Origin of the sequence: Sinorhizobium sp. BG8 (assembly GCF_016864555.1) — a bacterium.
Taxonomy (GTDB): domain Bacteria; phylum Pseudomonadota; class Alphaproteobacteria; order Rhizobiales; family Rhizobiaceae; genus BG8.
Map to the genome: position 1 here is coordinate 4227463 of NZ_CP044011.1, position 17268 is coordinate 4244730.

Consider the following 17268-nt stretch of genomic DNA (forward strand, 5'->3'; position numbering starts at 1 on the left):
GGTGGCGCAAGAAAACCGACAAACTACGTAGCCCCGGCATTTCTGCGCACGGGATACGGTCGATCGGTCAGCCGGAACTTTGGGCGGGCCGAAGCGCATCCCCAGCGTGCCGCTCGGCAGGAGACGGCTTGACTGCGCGCGCCCTGGAATTCTTGCCGCTCTTTCGCCGCCGCACGGTATCCGACCGCCGGCTTGGTGCCAGAAGTTGCTCCGTTTCCGACTCGTGGACGGTCCGGTCGCGTCCGAGCGACTTGGCCAGATAAAGCGCGTGGTCGGCGACCTTGAGCGCGACGGCCGGGCTCCTGTCTTCCCGGAAATCGGCGACGCCCGCCGAAGTCGTCACGGAGAACGCTCTCGTGCCGACCCGGATCGAGCGCGATCCGATGGAACGCCGTACTTCCTCGATGCCAAGGAGGCAGTCATCGTAGTCCATTCCGGTGAACAGGACTGCGAACTCCTCGCCGCCGTAACGGCATATGATGTGCGGCGAGCGAAAGGTCCGGCGCAGATCCTCGGCCAGCGCGGCGATGACCGCATCGCCGGCATCCCTGCCATAGCGCTCGTTCACGATGCGAAAGTGATCGATATCGAGGAGCACGAGAAAACCGCGTACCTTCGTCATGTGCATGAAGTCGAGGAAGGCGTCCCGTTTGAGCAGGCCCGACAGCGGATCAAGCTCCTTGCGCCGGCGGTGTTCGGCCCGCGTCACCAGCATCTCCTGAATTGCCATGCTGGCAAGGCATGCAAGAAGTGCGGTAACGCTCGCCGCGATGAGCAGGGTCTTCAGGCTGCCGAGATGAATTGCAGTGGCATAGGATACCGGCAGAAGCTCGAATTCGGCGAGAACGGTCGTCAGCGCCAGGAACACTGCGGTGACGAGCGCCGTCATCGTCAGCACCGTATAAAGCACGAACGTCGATATATCCGCCCTGTTTTCCACCGCACCGGCCCCGATACGGGCTCGAATCCAGTGCGCCAGACTTCCTGACATTTCATTCTCCGACATGACACGTCTTCAGACCAGTCCGAAGCTGGTCTGCAAGACAGCGCTACTCAAAACAATGCTGCGTCCAGAAAGATCCCGGCAGGATCCGGGTCGCAGCAAAGATGAGCCGACAATAGCCGGGGAACTTTCACGTCCTTTCAACTTATTCGCTAAGAATTTATGGGTTCGTGCCGTAGCGGGGCATCTTCGTCCTAAAAGAGAAAATACCGTTGGGCCATCGGCAGCACCGTTGCCGGTTCGCAGGTGAGCAGTTCTCCGTCAGCCCGCACCTCGTAGGTCTCCGGGTCGACCTCGATATGTGGCGTCAGGTCGTTGTGGATCATCGACGCCTTCGATATGCCGCCGCGGGTATTTTTCACGGCAACGAGGTCCTTGGCCACGCCGAGCCTGTTCTTCAATCCGAGATCAAGCGCTGCCTGCGACACGAAGGTGACCGACGAGTTGGTCAGGCTCTTGCCGAAGGAAGCGAACATCGGGCGATAGTGCACCGGCTGCGGCGTCGGGATCGATGCGTTCGGATCGCCCATGGGAGCGGCCGCGATCGATCCTCCAAGCAAAATCATGTCCGGCTTGACTCCGAAGAAGGCTGGGTTCCACAGAACGAGGTCGGCCCTCTTTCCGACTTCCACCGAGCCGATCTCATGGCTGAGGCCGTGGGCGATCGCCGGATTGATCGTGTATTTGGCGATATAGCGGCGGATGCGCATGTTGTCGTTGTCGCCGGTTTCCGTCGCGAGCCGCCCGCGCTGGCGCTTCATCTTGTCCGCCGTCTGCCATGTCCGGATCGCGACTTCGCCAACGCGGCCCATGGCCTGGCTGTCCGACGAAATGATAGAGAAGGCGCCGATATCGTGGAGGATATCCTCGGCCGCGATCGTCTCCTTGCGGATGCGGCTTTCCGCGAACGCAATGTCTTCCGGGATCGACGAGGACAGGTGATGGCAGACCATCAGCATGTCCAGGTGTTCGGCGATCGTGTTGACCGTGTAGGGACGGGTCGGATTCGTCGAGGAAGGGATGACGTTCGGTTGGCCGCAGATCTTGATGATGTCAGGTGCGTGACCGCCCCCTGCACCTTCCGTATGGAAGGCGTGGATGGTCCGGCCCTTGAGGGCCCCGATCGTGTCCTCCACGAAGCCGCTCTCGTTGAGCGTATCCGTGTGGATCATCACCTGCACGTCATACTCGTCCGCCACCGAAAGGCAGCAGTCGATCGCGGCGGGCGTCGTGCCCCAGTCCTCGTGGAGCTTTAGCGAGGTCGCGCCGGCCTGGACCATCTCCACGAGCGCACCGGGCAGCGACGCATTGCCCTTGCCGGCGAAGGCGAGGTTCATGGGGAAGGCATCGGCAGCCTCGATCATCCGCGCGATATGCCACGGTCCGGGGTGCAGGTTGTCGCAAGAGTTCCGTGAGCGGGGCCGGTTCCCCGCCGAGCATCGTGGTGAGGCCGGACATCAGCGCCTCCTCGATCTGCTGCGGGCAGATGAAGTGGATGTGGCTGTCCATGCCGCCAGCGGTTACAATCTTGCCCTCGCCGGCGATTGCCTCCGTGCCGGGTCCGACGATGATGTTGACGCCAGGCTGCGTGTCCGGATTGCCGGCTTTGCCGATCGCCGCGATCCGCCCATCCTTCAGCCCGATGTCCGCCTTGACGATCCCCCAGTGGTCGATGATCAGGGCGTTGGTGATGACCGTGTCCACGGCGCCGTCGGCGCGGGTCACCTGGCTCTGGCCCATGCCGTCACGAATGACCTTGCCGCCGCCGAACTTCACTTCGTCGCCGTAGGTCGTGTAGTCCTTTTCCACCTCGGCGAAGAGTTCCGTGTCCGCCAGGCGCACCTTGTCGCCGGTCGTCGGTCCGAACATGTTGGCATAGGCGGCGCGGGACATTCTGTAGGACATGATGTTACCTCTGGGAGCGAATACGTTCGGACGAATGGGTGTAAACGGGAGCGTCGATCACGACGAGACCTCCGCGATAGCGGGCTGTAGGGCATCGGACGCAGCATGCAGGCGGCGAACCAGACCCGCACGCGCGAGGTCGTCGGCCCAGGCACGCTCGGCCTCGAACGGATGCCACTCCCAGCCGGCATGACCGAAGCCGGCGAGCACAACGGTATCATCGGGTCCCGCCATGGTCTCTAGCACGTCCGCGATGACGACGAGGCCGGAGCTCGGCACCACGTAGGGCGGCGGCGCTAGCGCAAGCAACTCATCGTCAAGGGTTTCGTGCACGGCGGCCGGAATGACGCGGAACCTTCGCCCCGTGACCGCGGCAAAAGTCGCAAATCCCTCGGTGTAGTCGTCGCAGAAATCGTCGAGCTCGGGATGGGTCCCGGCAAGCGTCGCCCTCATCGCCTCGAACTTCGCGGGATCGCGCACCCCCCAGAATTCGGATGCCCGCTCGACGGCGGGGCTCGATTTCCAGACGCCTCCAGCCAGCATCGACAGTGCCGGCCTGCCTGTGTTGCAGACAGCGATGATATCGGTCTTCGTCCCGCCCCTTCCGACGGAACGGCAGTCGTTGAAGCGGATCACGATGTCGGACGCGTCGATCCTGCCGGCAGCATCGTCCGGCAGGTCTCCGTTTCCGACAATCATTACCGTTCGGCTCTCAGCCAAATCCACGTCCTTAGTTTTGGGAACTCTGCACAAGGCTCTTCAGTTCGTCGGTTCTCTTGCGCGTCAGGTCGGCAAGGCAGCCGGATACGAGCATCGGTTCCATCGATCCGCCGCGCGCCTCGAAGCCTGCCAGTTCGCACTGCCCGTCGCGATAGGGTATCCATGCCCGCTGGGCCTTCTTGAGCGCCTCCACGGCGCCGACATAGGCGGGATCCAGTTCGGCGAGGTCCTTGTCGGTCTTCTCCATCGCCTTCAGCGTCTCGCGATACACCCGGTTGAGCTCCGCGTCGGCCGCTTCGTAGTCCCTGCCCGCACAGATGTTCATCTCCATCTGCGTCATCGCATTGGCGCAATCGACCTGAGGGACTGCGTCCTCGGCCCCGCGGGCGGCGCGAAAACCGCAAGCGCGCCGGCAAGCAGCAAGGGACCTGCGAAACGCATCAGAGTTTTCCCATCACGTCCTGGCGGAAACCGTAGATCTCGCGCTTGCCGGCGAAGGGGATGAGATTGACTGAGCGCGTCTGCCCCGGCTCGAAGCGCACGGCCGTGCCTGCGGGAATATCGAGCCGCATGCCGCGCGCCTTCTCGCGTTCGAAGACGAGACCGGGATTGGTCTCGAAGAAATGATAGTGGCTGCCGACCTGCACTGGCCGGTCGCCTGTATTGGAAACCTCCAGCGTCACGACAGGCAGGCCCACATTGAGTTCGATCTCGCCGCTCGCGGCAATGACTTCGCCTGGGATCATCTTCGTTTCCTTCCGTCAGGCAGCCCTGGCGGGGCCGCAGCCTTCCGCCTTGAGGACACGCCTGGTTGATGCGGGATACTTCTCGAGTTTCTCAACCGGTCGCACCGGCCGACGAACCAGTTCGCCGCTGCAGTTCGGGCAGATGCCGGAAAGAACCCCGGTCGCGCAGTCGGCGCAGAACGTGCACTCGAAAGTGCAGATCATCGCGTCCCGGCTTTCGGGCGGCAGATCGCGGTCGCAGCACTCGCAATTGGGACGCAGTTCCAGCATGGGATCACCGGATCGGTTCGTGGACGGTTACAAGCTTGGTGCCGTCGGGAAAGGTCGCCTCGATCTGGATGTCGTGGATCATTTCCGCAATCCCCTCCATCACCTGGGCGCGCGTCAGCACATGCGCGCCTGCCTCCATGAGTTCGGCGACGGGACGCCCATCACGCGCGCCTTCCACCACGAAATCCGTGATGAGCGCGATCGCTTCCGGATGGTTGAGCTTCACGCCGCGCTCCAGCCGCTTGCGCGCCACGATGGCCGCCATTGCGATCAGCAGTTTGTCTTTTTCGCGGGGGGTCAGGTTCATCGTTGTTCCATTCGTTCAACTCACAGTGTCCAGACTTTCGGCACTGACGCTCCGTTCCGCAAGTGCGAAATCACCGGGATGAGAATTTTTCTGAGGGCAAAGCCATCGGGAGCCACCACGCGGGCAACAAGCTTGTCTTGCCAATGACTTGCGCCAGCCAGCGACGTGCCGAGGAGCTTGCGGACAGGCTCGAGAGCACCCTCGGCGCCTCGCCCACAGAAAAGTACAGTTGCAAACGCAAGGTTGCCGTCGAGAACCGCCGATGCCGCGCCGATCTCCGCGATGCGACCGGAAAGCCGGGCCTCTTCGGCATGGATCAGCCGCCCCTTCCTCCGGATGCGCCACCGGTCGCGAAACAGCCCCTCGACCATGGTCTCGCCCATGGCCTTGCGACCGAGCAGCACGGCCTCCACCGCCAGGAACTCGGCATCGTCAGCAAGCTCGACATCGAGATTGCGCGTCATCGATGCCCGGTCGAAGAGGATCGTCTCCTGCGGCAGCCAGTCGGCCCGGGCGCCGGAGGAAACCCCGATACGGGTCTCGACCGTCGCCGTGCCGGCGTTCGCCTTGTAGACCTTCTCGCAGGCCTGCGTGGTGAGTGTGAGGTGCGTGCCGGCTTCCGCCTCGAACACCCAGTCGAGCCGATCGCCGCCCGTCAGTCCGCCAGCCGTGTTGATGAGCACGGCCTCCATGGATGTGTCGAAGGTCTTGGGAAGGCGGATCTTCGCGCAGCCTTCCTGGTAGAAGGTATCGAGACGCGTAGTGCCGCCGAGAGACTTCGTCTTCAGCCGGCCGCCCCCCGTGCCCGCTGGGGCCTCGCCATCGTCTGCACAGTCACCTGCTCCGCCCATCCCATCGGTATTTCCGCGGCAATCGCGCCCCCATCGTTCGGTGCGGCGTCAAACCGTCAGATGCCGCCTCGCCTCCGGGGTGTCGAGCGTTTCGGCCGGTCCCTGGTGGACGATCTCGCCGCGATCCATGATGTAGACGTGATCCGCAAGTTCGCGGCAAAAATCAAGATACTGTTCCACAAGCAGAATTGCCATCCCCGTGGAATCGCGGAGGTATTTGATCGCCCGGCCGATATCCTTGATGATCGATGGCTGGATGCCTTCGGTCGGCTCGTCGAGAACGAGGATTTTCGGGCGCGTCACTAGCGCGCGGCCGATCGCCAGTTGCTGCTGCTGGCCGCCCGAAAGGTCGCCGCCCCTCCGGCCGAGCATCGACTGCAGGATGGGGAAGAGGCTGAAAATATCGTCGGGGATGAAGCGCTGGCTGCGCGGCACTGGGGCGTATCCGGATTCAAGGTTTTCCTTGACCGTCAGGAGCGGGAAGATCTCGCGCCCCTGCGGCACGAAGCCGACGCCGAGCTTGGCCCTGTTATAGGGTGCCATGCCGTTGAGCGCCGTGTCGTTGAACGAGATGGTGCCGGCACTCGTCGCGTGCTGGCCGGTGATCGCACGCAGAAGGCTCGTCTTGCCGACGCCGTTTCGCCCGAGAACACAGGTGATCTTGCCCATCGGCGCCGAGATCGATACGCCGCGCAGCGCCTGAGCCGCCCCGTAATGAAGATTGATGTTGTCGACGGTCAGCATACCGCACCTCCCGAATTTGCGGGGGTCATGTCCCCCTCTGACGGCTTTGCCGGAATGCTCCCTTCAAGGGGAATGATTGTTTGCGAGCGATCCCTTTGCGCGAACACCGCCCATTCGTCTGCGTGAGGGGCCATGAAACTCGAAATCCCGTGTATTCCCTGGAGCGGAAGGGCATCGGACGGGACGGAGGGAGGTGAAAGCGGGGAAACCAGCATCGCGAACATGGAAACATTGTAGTGCATCGGATCACCGCCCCAGATAGTTCTCGATCACCTTCGGATCGTTGCTCACGAAGTCGATCGATCCCTCGGCAAGCACCGAGCCTTCCGCAAGGCATGTGACCTTGACGCCGAGATCCCGGATGAAGCCCATATCGTGCTCGACCACGACGACCGACCGCGTCTTGGCGATCTCCTTGAGCAGGATCGCCGTTTCCGCCGTCTCGGCGTCGGTCATGCCGGCAACCGGCTCGTCGACAAGCAACAGCTTCGGTTCCTGGGCAAGGAGCATGCCGATCTCCAGCCACTGCTTCTGGCCATGGGAGAGGTTGGCGGCGAGCTCGTCCTTGCGCCCCAGCATCCGGACGGTCTCGAGGATTTCCTCGATGCGGGCCTTGTCTTCGGGCGTAAGCCGGTAAAACAGGGTTGCGAAGACGCCGCGCTTACGGTTCAGGGCAAGCTCGATGTTGTCCCATACGGTGTGGCTCTCGAACACGGTCGGCTTCTGGAACTTGCGCCCGATCCCGAGCTGGGCGATGTCCGCCTCATCGCGCTTGGTGAGGTCGATTTCCCCGTTAAAGAAGACCTGCCCCTCGTCCGGACGCGTCTTACCGGTGATGATGTCCATCATCGTCGTCTTGCCCGCTCCGTTCGGTCCGATGATGGCTCTGAGTTCACCCGGCTCGACCACGAAGGAGAGCGAGTTCAGTGCCTTGAAGCCGTCGAAGGAAACGGAGACGCCGTCGAGGTAGAGAATGCTGGTGGAGACTTTCTCGTTCATGGCGGTCACTCCGCTGCCTGGGGTTCGGGCGATGCGAGAGAGCCGAGTCCGCCCTTGCCGCTGCCGCCGTCCTGGTATGCGCTCTCCGCCGCGGCGGCTGCCTGCTTCTCCTTGCGCGAACGGGCGAACTGCTGGATCGTGCCGACGATGCCCTTCGGCAGGAAGAGCGTGGTGGCCACGAAGAGTGCACCGAGCGCAAACAGCCAGAACTCGGGAAACGCCGCGGTGAACACGCTCTTGCCGAAGTTTACGAGGACGGCGCCGATGATTGGCCCGATCAGGGTCCCGCGGCCGCCGACCGCCGTCCAGATGACGACTTCGATGGAGTTTGCCGGCGCGAACTCGCCCGGGTTGATAATGCCCACCTGCGGCACGTAGAGCGCGCCCGCGATACCTGCCATCATGGCCGACACGGTGAAGATGAAGAGCTTCATGTTCTCGACCCGGTAGCCGAGGAAGCGCGTCCGGCTTTCCGCGTCACGCACGCCAACCAGGACCTTGCCGTACTTCGACTTGACGATTGCGGAGCTCAGTACAAGTGCTGCGGCAAGCGCGATTGCGGTGGCGGCAAAGAGGACCGCGCGCGTCCCGCTCGCCTGCACGTTTGCGCCGAGGATGTCCTTGAAGTCCGTGAGCCCGTTATTGCCCCCGAAACCCATCTCGTTGCGGAAGAAGGCAAGGAGCAGGGCGTAGGTCATGGCCTGCGTGATGATGGAAAGATAGACGCCGGTAACGCGCGAGCGAAAGGCGAACCAGCCGAAGACGAAGGCGAGAAGCCCGGGCACGGCGAGCACCATCAGCGCCGCGAACCAGAAGCGGTCGAACCCGTACCAGTACCAGGGAAGTTCCTGCCAATTCAGGAAGACCATGAAGTCCGGCAACACGGGATTGGCATAGACGCCGCGTGAGCCGATCTGGCGCATGAGATACATGCCCATGGCGTAGCCGCCGAGAGCGAAGAAGGCGCCGTGTCCGAGCGAGAGGATGCCGCAATAGCCCCAGACCAGATCGAGGGCGAGCGCAAGCAGCGCATAGCACAGATACTTGCCAAGGAGTGGCACGAGGTGGTCGGGCACGTGCAGTGGATTTCCTGCGGGGATCGCCAGGTTGGCAACCGGCACGGCCAGTGCGGCGAGCAGGATGAGAAAGGCGACGGTGACAACCTTCCTGTCGTGATTGCGGAGAAGCATTTGGGTGATCATTGTTCGACCGCCCTTCCCTTGAGAGCGAACAGGCCGCGCGGCCGCCGCTGGATGAAGAGGATAATGAGAACGAGGATGAAGATCTTGCCGAGAACTGCCCCGGCATAGGGCTCCAGGAACTTGTTGGCGATGCCGAGCGACATTGCTCCGACGAACGTGCCCCAGAGATTGCCGACACCACCGAAGACCACGACCATGAAGCTGTCGATGATGTAGTTCTGGCCGAGGTTCGGCGAGACGTTGTCGATCTGGGAGAGTGCCACGCCGGCCATGCCGGCGATGCCTGAGCCGAGCCCGAAGGTGAGTGCGTCCACCCACGGCGTGCGAATGCCCATGGACGAGGCCATGCGGCGGTTCTGGGTTACCGCCCGCATCTGGAGCCCAAACTTCGAGCGCTTGAGCAACAGCAGCAACGCCACGAACACGCCGAGCGAAAAGACGATGATCCAGAGCCTGTTCCAGGTGATGGACATTGCGCCGAGTTCGAACGCGCCCGACATCCAGCTGGGGTTGTCCACCTGCCGGTTCGTGGGACCGAAGATCGTGCGGATCGCCTGCTGCAGGATGAGCGAAAGGCCCCATGTGGCAAGCAGCGTCTCCAGCGGCCGGCCGTAGAGCCATCGTATGATGCCGCGTTCGATGCAGACGCCGACAAGACCGGTGAAAAGGAAGGCCGCGGGGACGGCGAGTGCGAGCGAATAGGTGCTGAACCCCGGCGCGAAGGTGTTGACCCCCTGCTGCACGACATAGGTCGTATAGGCCCCGAGCATGACCATTTCGCCATGGGCCATGTTGATGACGCCCATGACGCCGAAGGTGATCGCAAGGCCGATCGCCGCCAAGAGCAGCACCGATCCGAGCGAGAGGCCGTACCAGATGTTCTGCGCCACATCCCAGACGGCGAGAGAGCGATTGATCGCGTCGATATTCTGCTGGATCGCCGGAACCAGGTCGGCCGGTGCGCTCGAGAGGGCCGCAGTAAGCGTATTCAGCGCGTCGCGGTTGCCGCGCGCGGCAATGGTGTCGATTGCGGCCTTCTTGTCCTCGGCACTCGCATCGGTCTGCAGGAGGATGACCGCGCGCGCGGCTTCCATCGTCGCCTTGATCTCCGCATCCTGCTCCTGCGCAAGTGCGCTGGTCAGAAGCTCCAGGTTGTCGGCTTCGGGCTTTTTCAGCAGATCCTGGGCCGCCACCAACCGGGCTGACCGGTCAGGGCTGAGGAGCGTCAGCTGGCTGAGGGCGGCGCTGATGGCGCCACGCAACGAGTTGTTGAGCTTGATCTTCTGCAGGCTTGCCGGCGCGACGTCGGCAGCCGGGGCACCCGAGAGGGGATCGGAGAACACGGGAGCATCCTCCGTGCCGCCGAGCAGGTAGACGGCGCCGCCGTTCTTCGGAGCGTAGAGCTTGCCGTCCGCCAGATAGGTCAGGATCTCGCTGACATGTGGGTCGCCCGATGCGGCGAGCGCCTTGACGGCTGCGACGCGCTGGGGAAAGCCCCCGTGCCGAGCGCATCCACCAGCGGCTTGATGTTTTCCTGTGCCCGCACACCGGTCGCAAGACCACTGACGACCAGGCACACAAGGACGAAAAAGATCTGAAGGGCGCGATACATGAGTGTTTCTGCTCTTTGTCCCGCGCGGCACAACGCCGTGCGATTGCCTAGTATTTCCGCAGGCAGCCCGACCGGAGATCGATCAGAAGGCGTCAGGCCGGCGAGACCCGCTCCTTCTTGCAACGATGCAGGAAGCATGCCAGCCGCAGCTTCACCGTCCGGTTGTCCTGAGGAAGGTCCTCCGCCGGGAGAAGATCCCCCGGCGGAGCTAGCAGGGCAGTTTGGCTGCTTACGCTATACCGAGCGGTGCGACCGGTTCGCCGGCCGCTCCGCCTGAAGGTTCATGCCGGATCAGGAACCCTTGCCGCCGCACTTGCCCGTTGCCACGTTGAAGTTGCCGCAGGACAGGGGCTTGCGCCAATCGGAGATCAGGTCCTTGGAGTCGGGCAGGTAGTCCGACCACTCGTCGCCGACGACGGCCGGCGTCTGCTGAACGATCTCAAACTGGCCGTCTTCCTGGATTTCGCCGATGAGGACAGGCTTGGTGATGTGGTGGTTCGGCATGACGGTTGAGTAGCCGCCCGAAAGGTTCGGGACGCTGGTGCCGATGATGGTGTCCAGAACCGCGTCGGTGTCGGTCGTGCCGGCAGCCTCAACAGCCTTAACCCATGCGCTGAAGCCGATATATGCGGCTTCCATCGGGTCGTTGGTCACGCGCTTGTCGTTCTTCGTGAAGGCATGCCACTGCTTGATGAACTCCGCGTTGACCGGAGCATCGACGGATTGGAAGTAGTTCCAGGCAGCGAGATGGCCGACGAGCGGCTTGGTATCGAGACCGGCGAGTTCTTCTTCGCCAACCGAGAAGGCCACGACCGGGATGTCCGTTGCCTTGATCCCCTGGTTGCCGAGTTCCTTGTAGAAGGGAACATTGGCGTCGCCGTTGATGGTCGAGACGACGGCGGTCTTCTTGCCGGCCGAGCCGAATTCCTTGATCTTGGCGACTTCCGTCTGCCAGTCGGAAAAGCCGAACGGCGTGTAATTGATGAGGATGTCTTCCTTCGCAACACCCTTCGAGATCAGATAGGCCTCGAGGATCTTGTTGGTGGTGCGCGGATAGACGTAGTCGGTGCCTTCGAGAACGAAGCGCTCGACGCCTTCCGTGGCCATCAGGTAGTCGACGGCGGGGATGGCCTGCTGGTTCGGTGCTGCACCCGTGTAGAAGATGTTGCGCGAGGATTCTTCACCCTCGTACTGGACCGGATAGAACAGGATGGAGTTCAGTTCTTCGAACACCGGAAGAACCGACTTGCGCGAGGACGAGGTCCAGCAACCGAACACGGCGGCAACCTTGTCGACGGAAATCAGTTCGCGAGCCTTTTCGGCAAAGAGCGGCCAGTCGGACGCCGGATCGACGACGACGGCTTCGAGCTTCTTCCCGAGCAGACCGCCCTTCTTGTTCTGCTCCTCGATGAGCATCAGCATGGCGTCCTTGAGCGTCGTCTCGGAGATCGCCATGGTGCCGGAAAGCGAATGCAGAACGCCGACCTTGATGGTGTCGTCGGCAGCGAATGCGCCGTGCAGAGCAGTGCTCGACAACACGGCTGCGAGGAATGCGCCAGCGGCGCGTGCCTTGATATTCATCGGATGAACCCCTCTAGTTCTTATCTGGCTCCTGGGTCGCAACGGGGCGGGAGGCGCCTTAACCGTTGCTTAAGGGATCATCGGGGAGTCACGTTGCACTGCACATACGACATATTGCGTAGATGACGGGGGGAAGAGGGAAGAATCTTTCGCAACGCACCAATTCCGCGCTCCCGGCATCTATGTTACGGGTTGAAAAAGCGGTGATGGACGCCGCGCAGCACACCACGAGGCCAAATGGCGGCACGCCAGCGCATCATTCCCGTTCGTCGAGAATACAATCGCTGGGTCGCCAACCAGACGCTCGAGGACTATGCGCTGCGCTTCACCGCCAAGAGCGCCCGCCGTTTCTCATCCGACCGGATCTCCCAGACCGCGATTGGCGCAATCTCTTTCCTTGCGCTGGAGGCCATCGGCGGCGCCATCACAATGTCCTACGGGACGACGAACGCGGCTGTGGCAATCCTCGTCGCGAGCCTGATGATCCTCATCGTCGGTTTGCCGATCAGCCGCTATGCGATCCGCCATGGCGTGGACATCGATCTTTTGACCCGCGGTGCGAGCTTCGGCTACATCGGCTCGACGATCACCTCGCTGATCTATGCGAGCTTCACCTTCATTCTTTTCGCCATCGAAGCCTCCATCATGTCGGGGGCGCTGGAGCTTGCACTCGGTATCCCGCTGTGGATCGGCTACATCATCAGCGCAGTGATGGTGATCCCGCTGGTGACCCACGGCGTGCGCCTGATCAGCAAGTTCCAGCTCGTCACCCAGCCGTTCTGGATCGTGCTGAACATCCTTCCCTTCGTGTTCATTGCGTTTGCGGACTGGGAGAAAGTCAGCCTCTGGCTCGCCTATGCCGGCATCCACCACGCGTCGGGACCACCCGGAACCTATGCCCCCTTCGACCTTGTCGAGTTCGGGGCAGCCTCCGCCGTGATCTTTGCGCTGATGGCGCAGATCGGCGAGCAGGTCGACTTCCTGCGCTTCCTCCCGCCGAACGGCCAGCGAAAGCTGCACCATCGCGTTGCGATCTTTCTCGCCGGCTCCGGCTGGGTGATCGTCGGCGCGCCTAAGCTTCTGGCAGGGTCCTTTCTGGTGGTTCTGGCCCTCAGCGCGGGTGTTCCTTCGACGCGGGCCGCCGATCCGGCACAGATGTACTATACGGCCTTCGGCTACATGATCCCGTCCGAGACCGCCGCTCTCCTGCTGATGGTCGCATTCGTCGTGGTCTCGCAGTTGAAGATCAATGTGATGAACGCCTATGCGGGCTCGCTCGCCTGGTCGAACTTCTTCTCGCGCCTCACCCACAGCCATCCCGGACGCGTCATCTGGCTCGTCTTCAACGTCGCGATCGCGCTGCTTCTGATGGAGCTCGGCATCTACCGGATGCTCGAGGAGACGCTCGGCATCTTCTCGATCATTGCCATGGCGTGGCTCTGCACGATCTCGGCCGATCTTTTCGTCAACAAGCCGCTCGGCCTTTCCCCACCCGGCATCGAATTCAAGCGCGCCCATCTCTACGACATCAATCCGGTCGGTCTCGGCGCCATGGCGTTCTCCGCGGTCGTCGCGCTGAGCGCCCACTTCGGATTGTTTGGCGAAATTGCAGCCTCACTCGCCCCCTATGTTGCCCTTGTCGCCGCCTTCATCGCCTCGCCGGTGATCGCCTGGGCGACCAAGGGGAAGTTTTATCTGGCCCGCAAACCCCGCAAGAGCTGGCATGCCAAAGGTTCGATCACCTGTTCGATCTGCGAGCATCCCTTCGAACCGGAGGACATGGCCTGGTGTCCGGCCTATGCTGCGCCGATCTGCTCGCTTTGCTGCTCGCTCGACAGCCGCTGCCACGACATGTGCAAGCCCAAGGCGCGGTTCAATGCCCAGGCTGCCGTCGTCGCCAGGACGATCCTGCCCCAGCCGGTCGTGGCGGCCCTCGCGACGCGGCTTGGCCGCTACGCCATATCAGCGGTGCTTTCGATCACCGGGATAGGCGTCATCCTTGCGATGATCGCCCACCAGACGGCCGGCGCCTCCCCCGAGACCGCGGAGGTCGTTCACCGCACCGTGGCGATCGTCTTCTTCGTCTTCGCTGTCGTGACCGGCGTCGTCTGTTGGTTCTACGTGCTCGCCCATGACAGCCGGGTCGTGGCGGAGGAGGAGTCCTCCCGCCAGAACACGCTGCTGCTCAAGGAAATCGCCGCGCACAAGAAGACGGATGCCGCGCTGCAGAACGCCAAGGAAACGGCCGAGGCGGCAAACCGAGCGAAGAGCCGCTATGTCGTGGGCCTCAGCCACGAACTGAGAACGCCGCTAAACGCGGTTCTCGGCTATGCGCAGATCCTGGAGCGCGACGAGACCATTCCCCAGCCCCGCCAGGGCGCCATCAAGGTCATCAAGCGGAGCGCGGATCATCTCTCCGGATTGATCGACGGCCTGCTCGACATTTCCAAGATCGAGGCTGGAAAGCTGCAGGTCTACGCGAACGAGATCAACATCCACGATTTCCTCGACCAGATCGTCGACATGTTTCGTCCCCAGGCGCAGGCGAAAAGCGTGGCCTTCGAGCACGGTCGCGCGGCCTCCCTGCCACAATACGTCCGGACAGACGAGAAGCGCCTGCGCCAGATCCTGGTCAACCTGCTGTCCAACGCGATGAAGTTCACCGAGAGCGGCCACATCCGTTTCGAGGTCACCTATCGCAGCCAGGTCGCGACCTTCGTCATCGAGGACTCGGGCCGCGGGATTTCGCAGAAGGACCTTCCGCGGATCTTCGAACCCTTCCAGCGTGGCGAGGCCGAGCATGTCGGCCGCATGCCGGGGCTTGGGCTCGGCCTGACCATCACCCGGCTTCTCACGCAGACGCTCGGCGGAGAGATCTCGGTCACCAGCGAACACGGCAAGGGCACCGCCTTCAAGGTGAGGCTCATGCTTTCCGCGATCGATCGTCCGAAAGCGCTCAAGGATCCGGATCGCAAGATCCGTTCATACAGGGGACCGAGGCGCACCGTCATCGTGGTCGACGACAACGAGGACCACCGAAACCTCATGCGGGAACTGCTCGTTCCACTCGATTTCATCGTGCTTTCGGCAGCAAGCGGATCGGAGTGCCTTGCGTTGATGGAGGGCATCCGGCCGGATCTCTTCCTCATCGACATCCTGATGCCCGGCATGAACGGCTGGGCGCTGGTCGAGAGACTGAGGGCAATCGGACAGCACGCCCCGGTCATCATGCTTTCCGCCAACATCGGCGACGGTTCGGCGGATTCGACTGCGGGCCGGCCCGACGACACGCTGGCAAAGCCCTTCGACATCAAGCAGCTCTGCGACAAGCTCGCGATCCACACGGGCGTGGAATGGGTCTACGACGATGGCCCCCGCCCGATGCGCCCGACAGCACGTTGAAACGCATCATCAATCCTGGCGAACAGCACGTCCAGGAGTTGATCCGTCTCGGAGAAATCGGTTACGTGAGGGGTATCGAGGCAAAGCTCACGGAAATCGCACTTGAGCCAGAGCACCGGCCGTTCGCCGACGCGGTACGCTCCTATGTGCGTGCATTCGACCTTGCCGGATATGATGCGTTCCTGAGAGCGCTGGAAGGTGAAAGGATAAGCGGACGTGACTGACGCATCCGGCCCACGGGATATCGTTCTGCTGGTGGACGATTCACCCGAAGCGCTCGGCTTCCTGACGGAAGCGCTGGAGCAGTCCGGCTTCTCCGTGCTCATTGCAACGTCCGGCGCCTCGGCGCTCAACATCGTCGACCGTATCACACCCGACATCATCCTTCTCGACGCGGTCATGCCTGGCATGGACGGCTTCGAGACCTGCCTGCGGCTGAAGGCGGTGGCCTCGGTGAGCCAGGTGCCGGTCGTCTTCATGACCGGCCTGACGGAGACGGAACACGTCGTGCGAGCGCTGGAGGCAGGCGGCGTCGACTATCTGACGAAACCCATCAACATAGACGAGCTGCGCGCACGCATTCGGGTGCATCTGTCCAATGCCCGCTCCGCGCAAAGCGCGCGCGTGGCACTCGACGCTGCGGGAAGACATTTGCTTGCGGTGCGGGGAGACGGCAAGATCCGCTGGTCTACACCTCAGGCGACGCGGCTGGTGAACGCGGCGACCGGCAGCGACGAAGGGCTCGATTCCGTCGCCGTCGAGATCTTCCGCTGGATGCGGCAGAAGGACAGGCCCGGCGTCCGGGACGCCAGTTTCGTCATTCGACAGCACGGGCAGGCGAGCCTGCACCTTTCATTTCTCGGCGCGATCGGCTCCGACGAGTATCTCTTTCGCCTGACGGCGGAGAGCAAGCTCAGCGATGACGAAATTCTTCGCCAGCACTTCACCCTCACCCATCGCGAGTCCGAGGTCCTCCTGTGGATCGCAAAGGGCAAGTCCAACCGGGATATCGGCGAGATTCTCGGCCTCAGCAGCCGCACGGTGACGAAGCACCTCGAGCAGATCTACGTGAAGCTCGGCGTGGAAAACCGCGCGTCAGCCGCCGTCAAGGCGGCGCACGTCCTCCACGCCGTGTGAAACGCTCAGAAGGACCTAGGCGGAACGAAGAGACAGAGCGTGCGGCTCTTTTCCTTTCCGGCCACCGAACACCAGTGGAATTCACCATCCGGAGACGAGCGCACGCGCGTGTCGGTGTAGGGTACGACTTCGCCGGTGACATTGATGACATAGCCCTGCGGCCTTTCGCTGATCGCCTTCGTGGCGACCGGGCGGCAATCCTGGTCCGAGCAACAGGAATAGGGATAGCTCCATCCCGAGGGGGCATCATGCGCCCTGGCACTATTGAACGGGACGAAGCAGGAGGCGAACACGAGAAGCGGCACAATGCTCGCTGTCCATGCAAAGTTCGTCCGGTTGGAGCCGGTTGGCAAAATGGTATCGGAAATTGCGCGAACTGATCGGATCGAAAGGCTGGAGTTTGGCATGAACATCTCCTGGCTCGGGTCAAAGCTGAAGCTTCCCGTCCTAGAGCGTTCATCCCTATCGGCTGCATTCCGCGATCTAGCAAGAACCCGGAATGTCGACCTCTGCTCCGCCAACCCAGGGCGCCACGCATTCGACCGAACACGCAACAATGCCCTAGTTTGTTGATTCTAGAGCACTTTTCACATTCCGGCGCTTCACCGGAAGATGCAAGCCCTTGGCAGATCGTGATGCATCGGTTCACGTACCGCGACGCTGCACCTCGCTCGGCGCTGCGCCTCGGCCTGCCTTATGCCGTCAGGGTCATTCGATTCTTACGATCTGGCAATCGCGCAGGGATGATTTCGTCCCTGTGCCAGGGTCATGTTTCTCGGGCGTGCGACG

General features: G+C 62.5%; 11 protein-coding genes and 5 pseudogenes. 2 read left to right on the plus strand and 14 right to left on the minus strand.

Annotation, left to right across the window (positions count from 1 at the left end):
* Positions 1-67: 67 nt before the first annotated feature.
* From F3Y30_RS19695 to urtA, 13 genes and pseudogenes are all read right to left on the minus strand, one after another.
* Positions 68-991 (minus strand): GGDEF domain-containing protein, encoded by a 924-nt coding sequence (locus F3Y30_RS19695; protein WP_203424354.1) that lies wholly within the window; start codon positions 989-991, stop codon positions 68-70.
* Positions 992-1197: 206 nt separating this feature from the next.
* Positions 1198-2908 (minus strand): annotated as a pseudogene (ureC, locus tag F3Y30_RS19700) (urease subunit alpha).
* 57 nt (positions 2909-2965) lie between these two features.
* Positions 2966-3607: a Urease operon accessory protein gene (locus F3Y30_RS19705; protein WP_203426697.1), complete on the minus strand. Its 642-nt coding sequence runs from the start codon at positions 3605-3607 to the stop codon at positions 2966-2968.
* A gap of 31 nt (positions 3608-3638) precedes the next feature.
* A pseudogene (locus tag F3Y30_RS19710) lies at positions 3639-3992 on the minus strand (lysozyme inhibitor LprI family protein); the annotation flags it as partial.
* Between the two features lie 76 nt (positions 3993-4068).
* Complete coding sequence (locus F3Y30_RS19715; RefSeq protein WP_203424356.1) at positions 4069-4374, minus strand: urease subunit beta; 306 nt, start codon at positions 4372-4374, stop codon at positions 4069-4071.
* Between the two features lie 15 nt (positions 4375-4389).
* Positions 4390-4644 carry a DUF1272 domain-containing protein gene (locus F3Y30_RS19720; RefSeq protein WP_203424357.1) on the minus strand — a complete coding sequence of 85 codons (255 nt, stop codon included), beginning with the start codon at positions 4642-4644 and terminating at the stop codon, positions 4390-4392.
* 4 nt (positions 4645-4648) lie between these two features.
* Positions 4649-4951, minus strand: coding sequence for an urease subunit gamma (locus F3Y30_RS19725; protein WP_203424358.1), 303 nt, complete (start codon positions 4949-4951; stop codon positions 4649-4651).
* 20 nt (positions 4952-4971) lie between these two features.
* Positions 4972-5774: pseudogene (locus tag F3Y30_RS19730) on the minus strand (urease accessory protein UreD).
* 76 nt (positions 5775-5850) lie between these two features.
* A complete protein-coding gene (gene urtE / locus F3Y30_RS19735; RefSeq protein WP_203424360.1) occupies positions 5851-6546 on the minus strand; it encodes an urea ABC transporter ATP-binding subunit UrtE in 696 nt (231 codons plus the stop codon).
* Between the two features lie 246 nt (positions 6547-6792).
* Positions 6793-7545 (minus strand): urea ABC transporter ATP-binding protein UrtD, encoded by a 753-nt coding sequence (gene urtD, locus F3Y30_RS19740; RefSeq protein WP_203424361.1) that lies wholly within the window; start codon positions 7543-7545, stop codon positions 6793-6795.
* 5 nt (positions 7546-7550) lie between these two features.
* Positions 7551-8747 (minus strand): urea ABC transporter permease subunit UrtC, encoded by a 1197-nt coding sequence (gene urtC / locus F3Y30_RS19745; protein ID WP_203424362.1) that lies wholly within the window; start codon positions 8745-8747, stop codon positions 7551-7553.
* Positions 8744-10359 (minus strand): annotated as a pseudogene (gene urtB, locus F3Y30_RS19750) (urea ABC transporter permease subunit UrtB). The gene urtC and the pseudogene urtB overlap by 4 nt, the downstream one beginning before the upstream one ends.
* A gap of 291 nt (positions 10360-10650) precedes the next feature.
* On the minus strand, positions 10651-11940 hold the full coding sequence (gene urtA / locus F3Y30_RS19755) for an urea ABC transporter substrate-binding protein (protein WP_203424363.1): 1290 nt from the start codon (positions 11938-11940) through the stop codon (positions 10651-10653).
* Positions 11941-12177: 237 nt separating this feature from the next.
* Between urtA and F3Y30_RS19760 the strand changes: the two are divergent.
* Positions 12178-15566: pseudogene (locus F3Y30_RS19760) on the plus strand (ATP-binding protein).
* A complete protein-coding gene (locus tag F3Y30_RS19765) occupies positions 15559-16479 on the plus strand; it encodes a response regulator (RefSeq protein WP_203424364.1) in 921 nt (306 codons plus the stop codon). The pseudogene F3Y30_RS19760 and the gene F3Y30_RS19765 overlap by 8 nt, the downstream one beginning before the upstream one ends.
* Before the next feature lie 5 nt (positions 16480-16484).
* On the opposite strand, the gene F3Y30_RS19770 is transcribed toward F3Y30_RS19765, so the two are convergent.
* Complete coding sequence (locus F3Y30_RS19770; protein ID WP_246753000.1) at positions 16485-16772, minus strand: hypothetical protein; 288 nt, start codon at positions 16770-16772, stop codon at positions 16485-16487.
* Between the last annotated feature and the right edge of the window lie 496 nt (positions 16773-17268).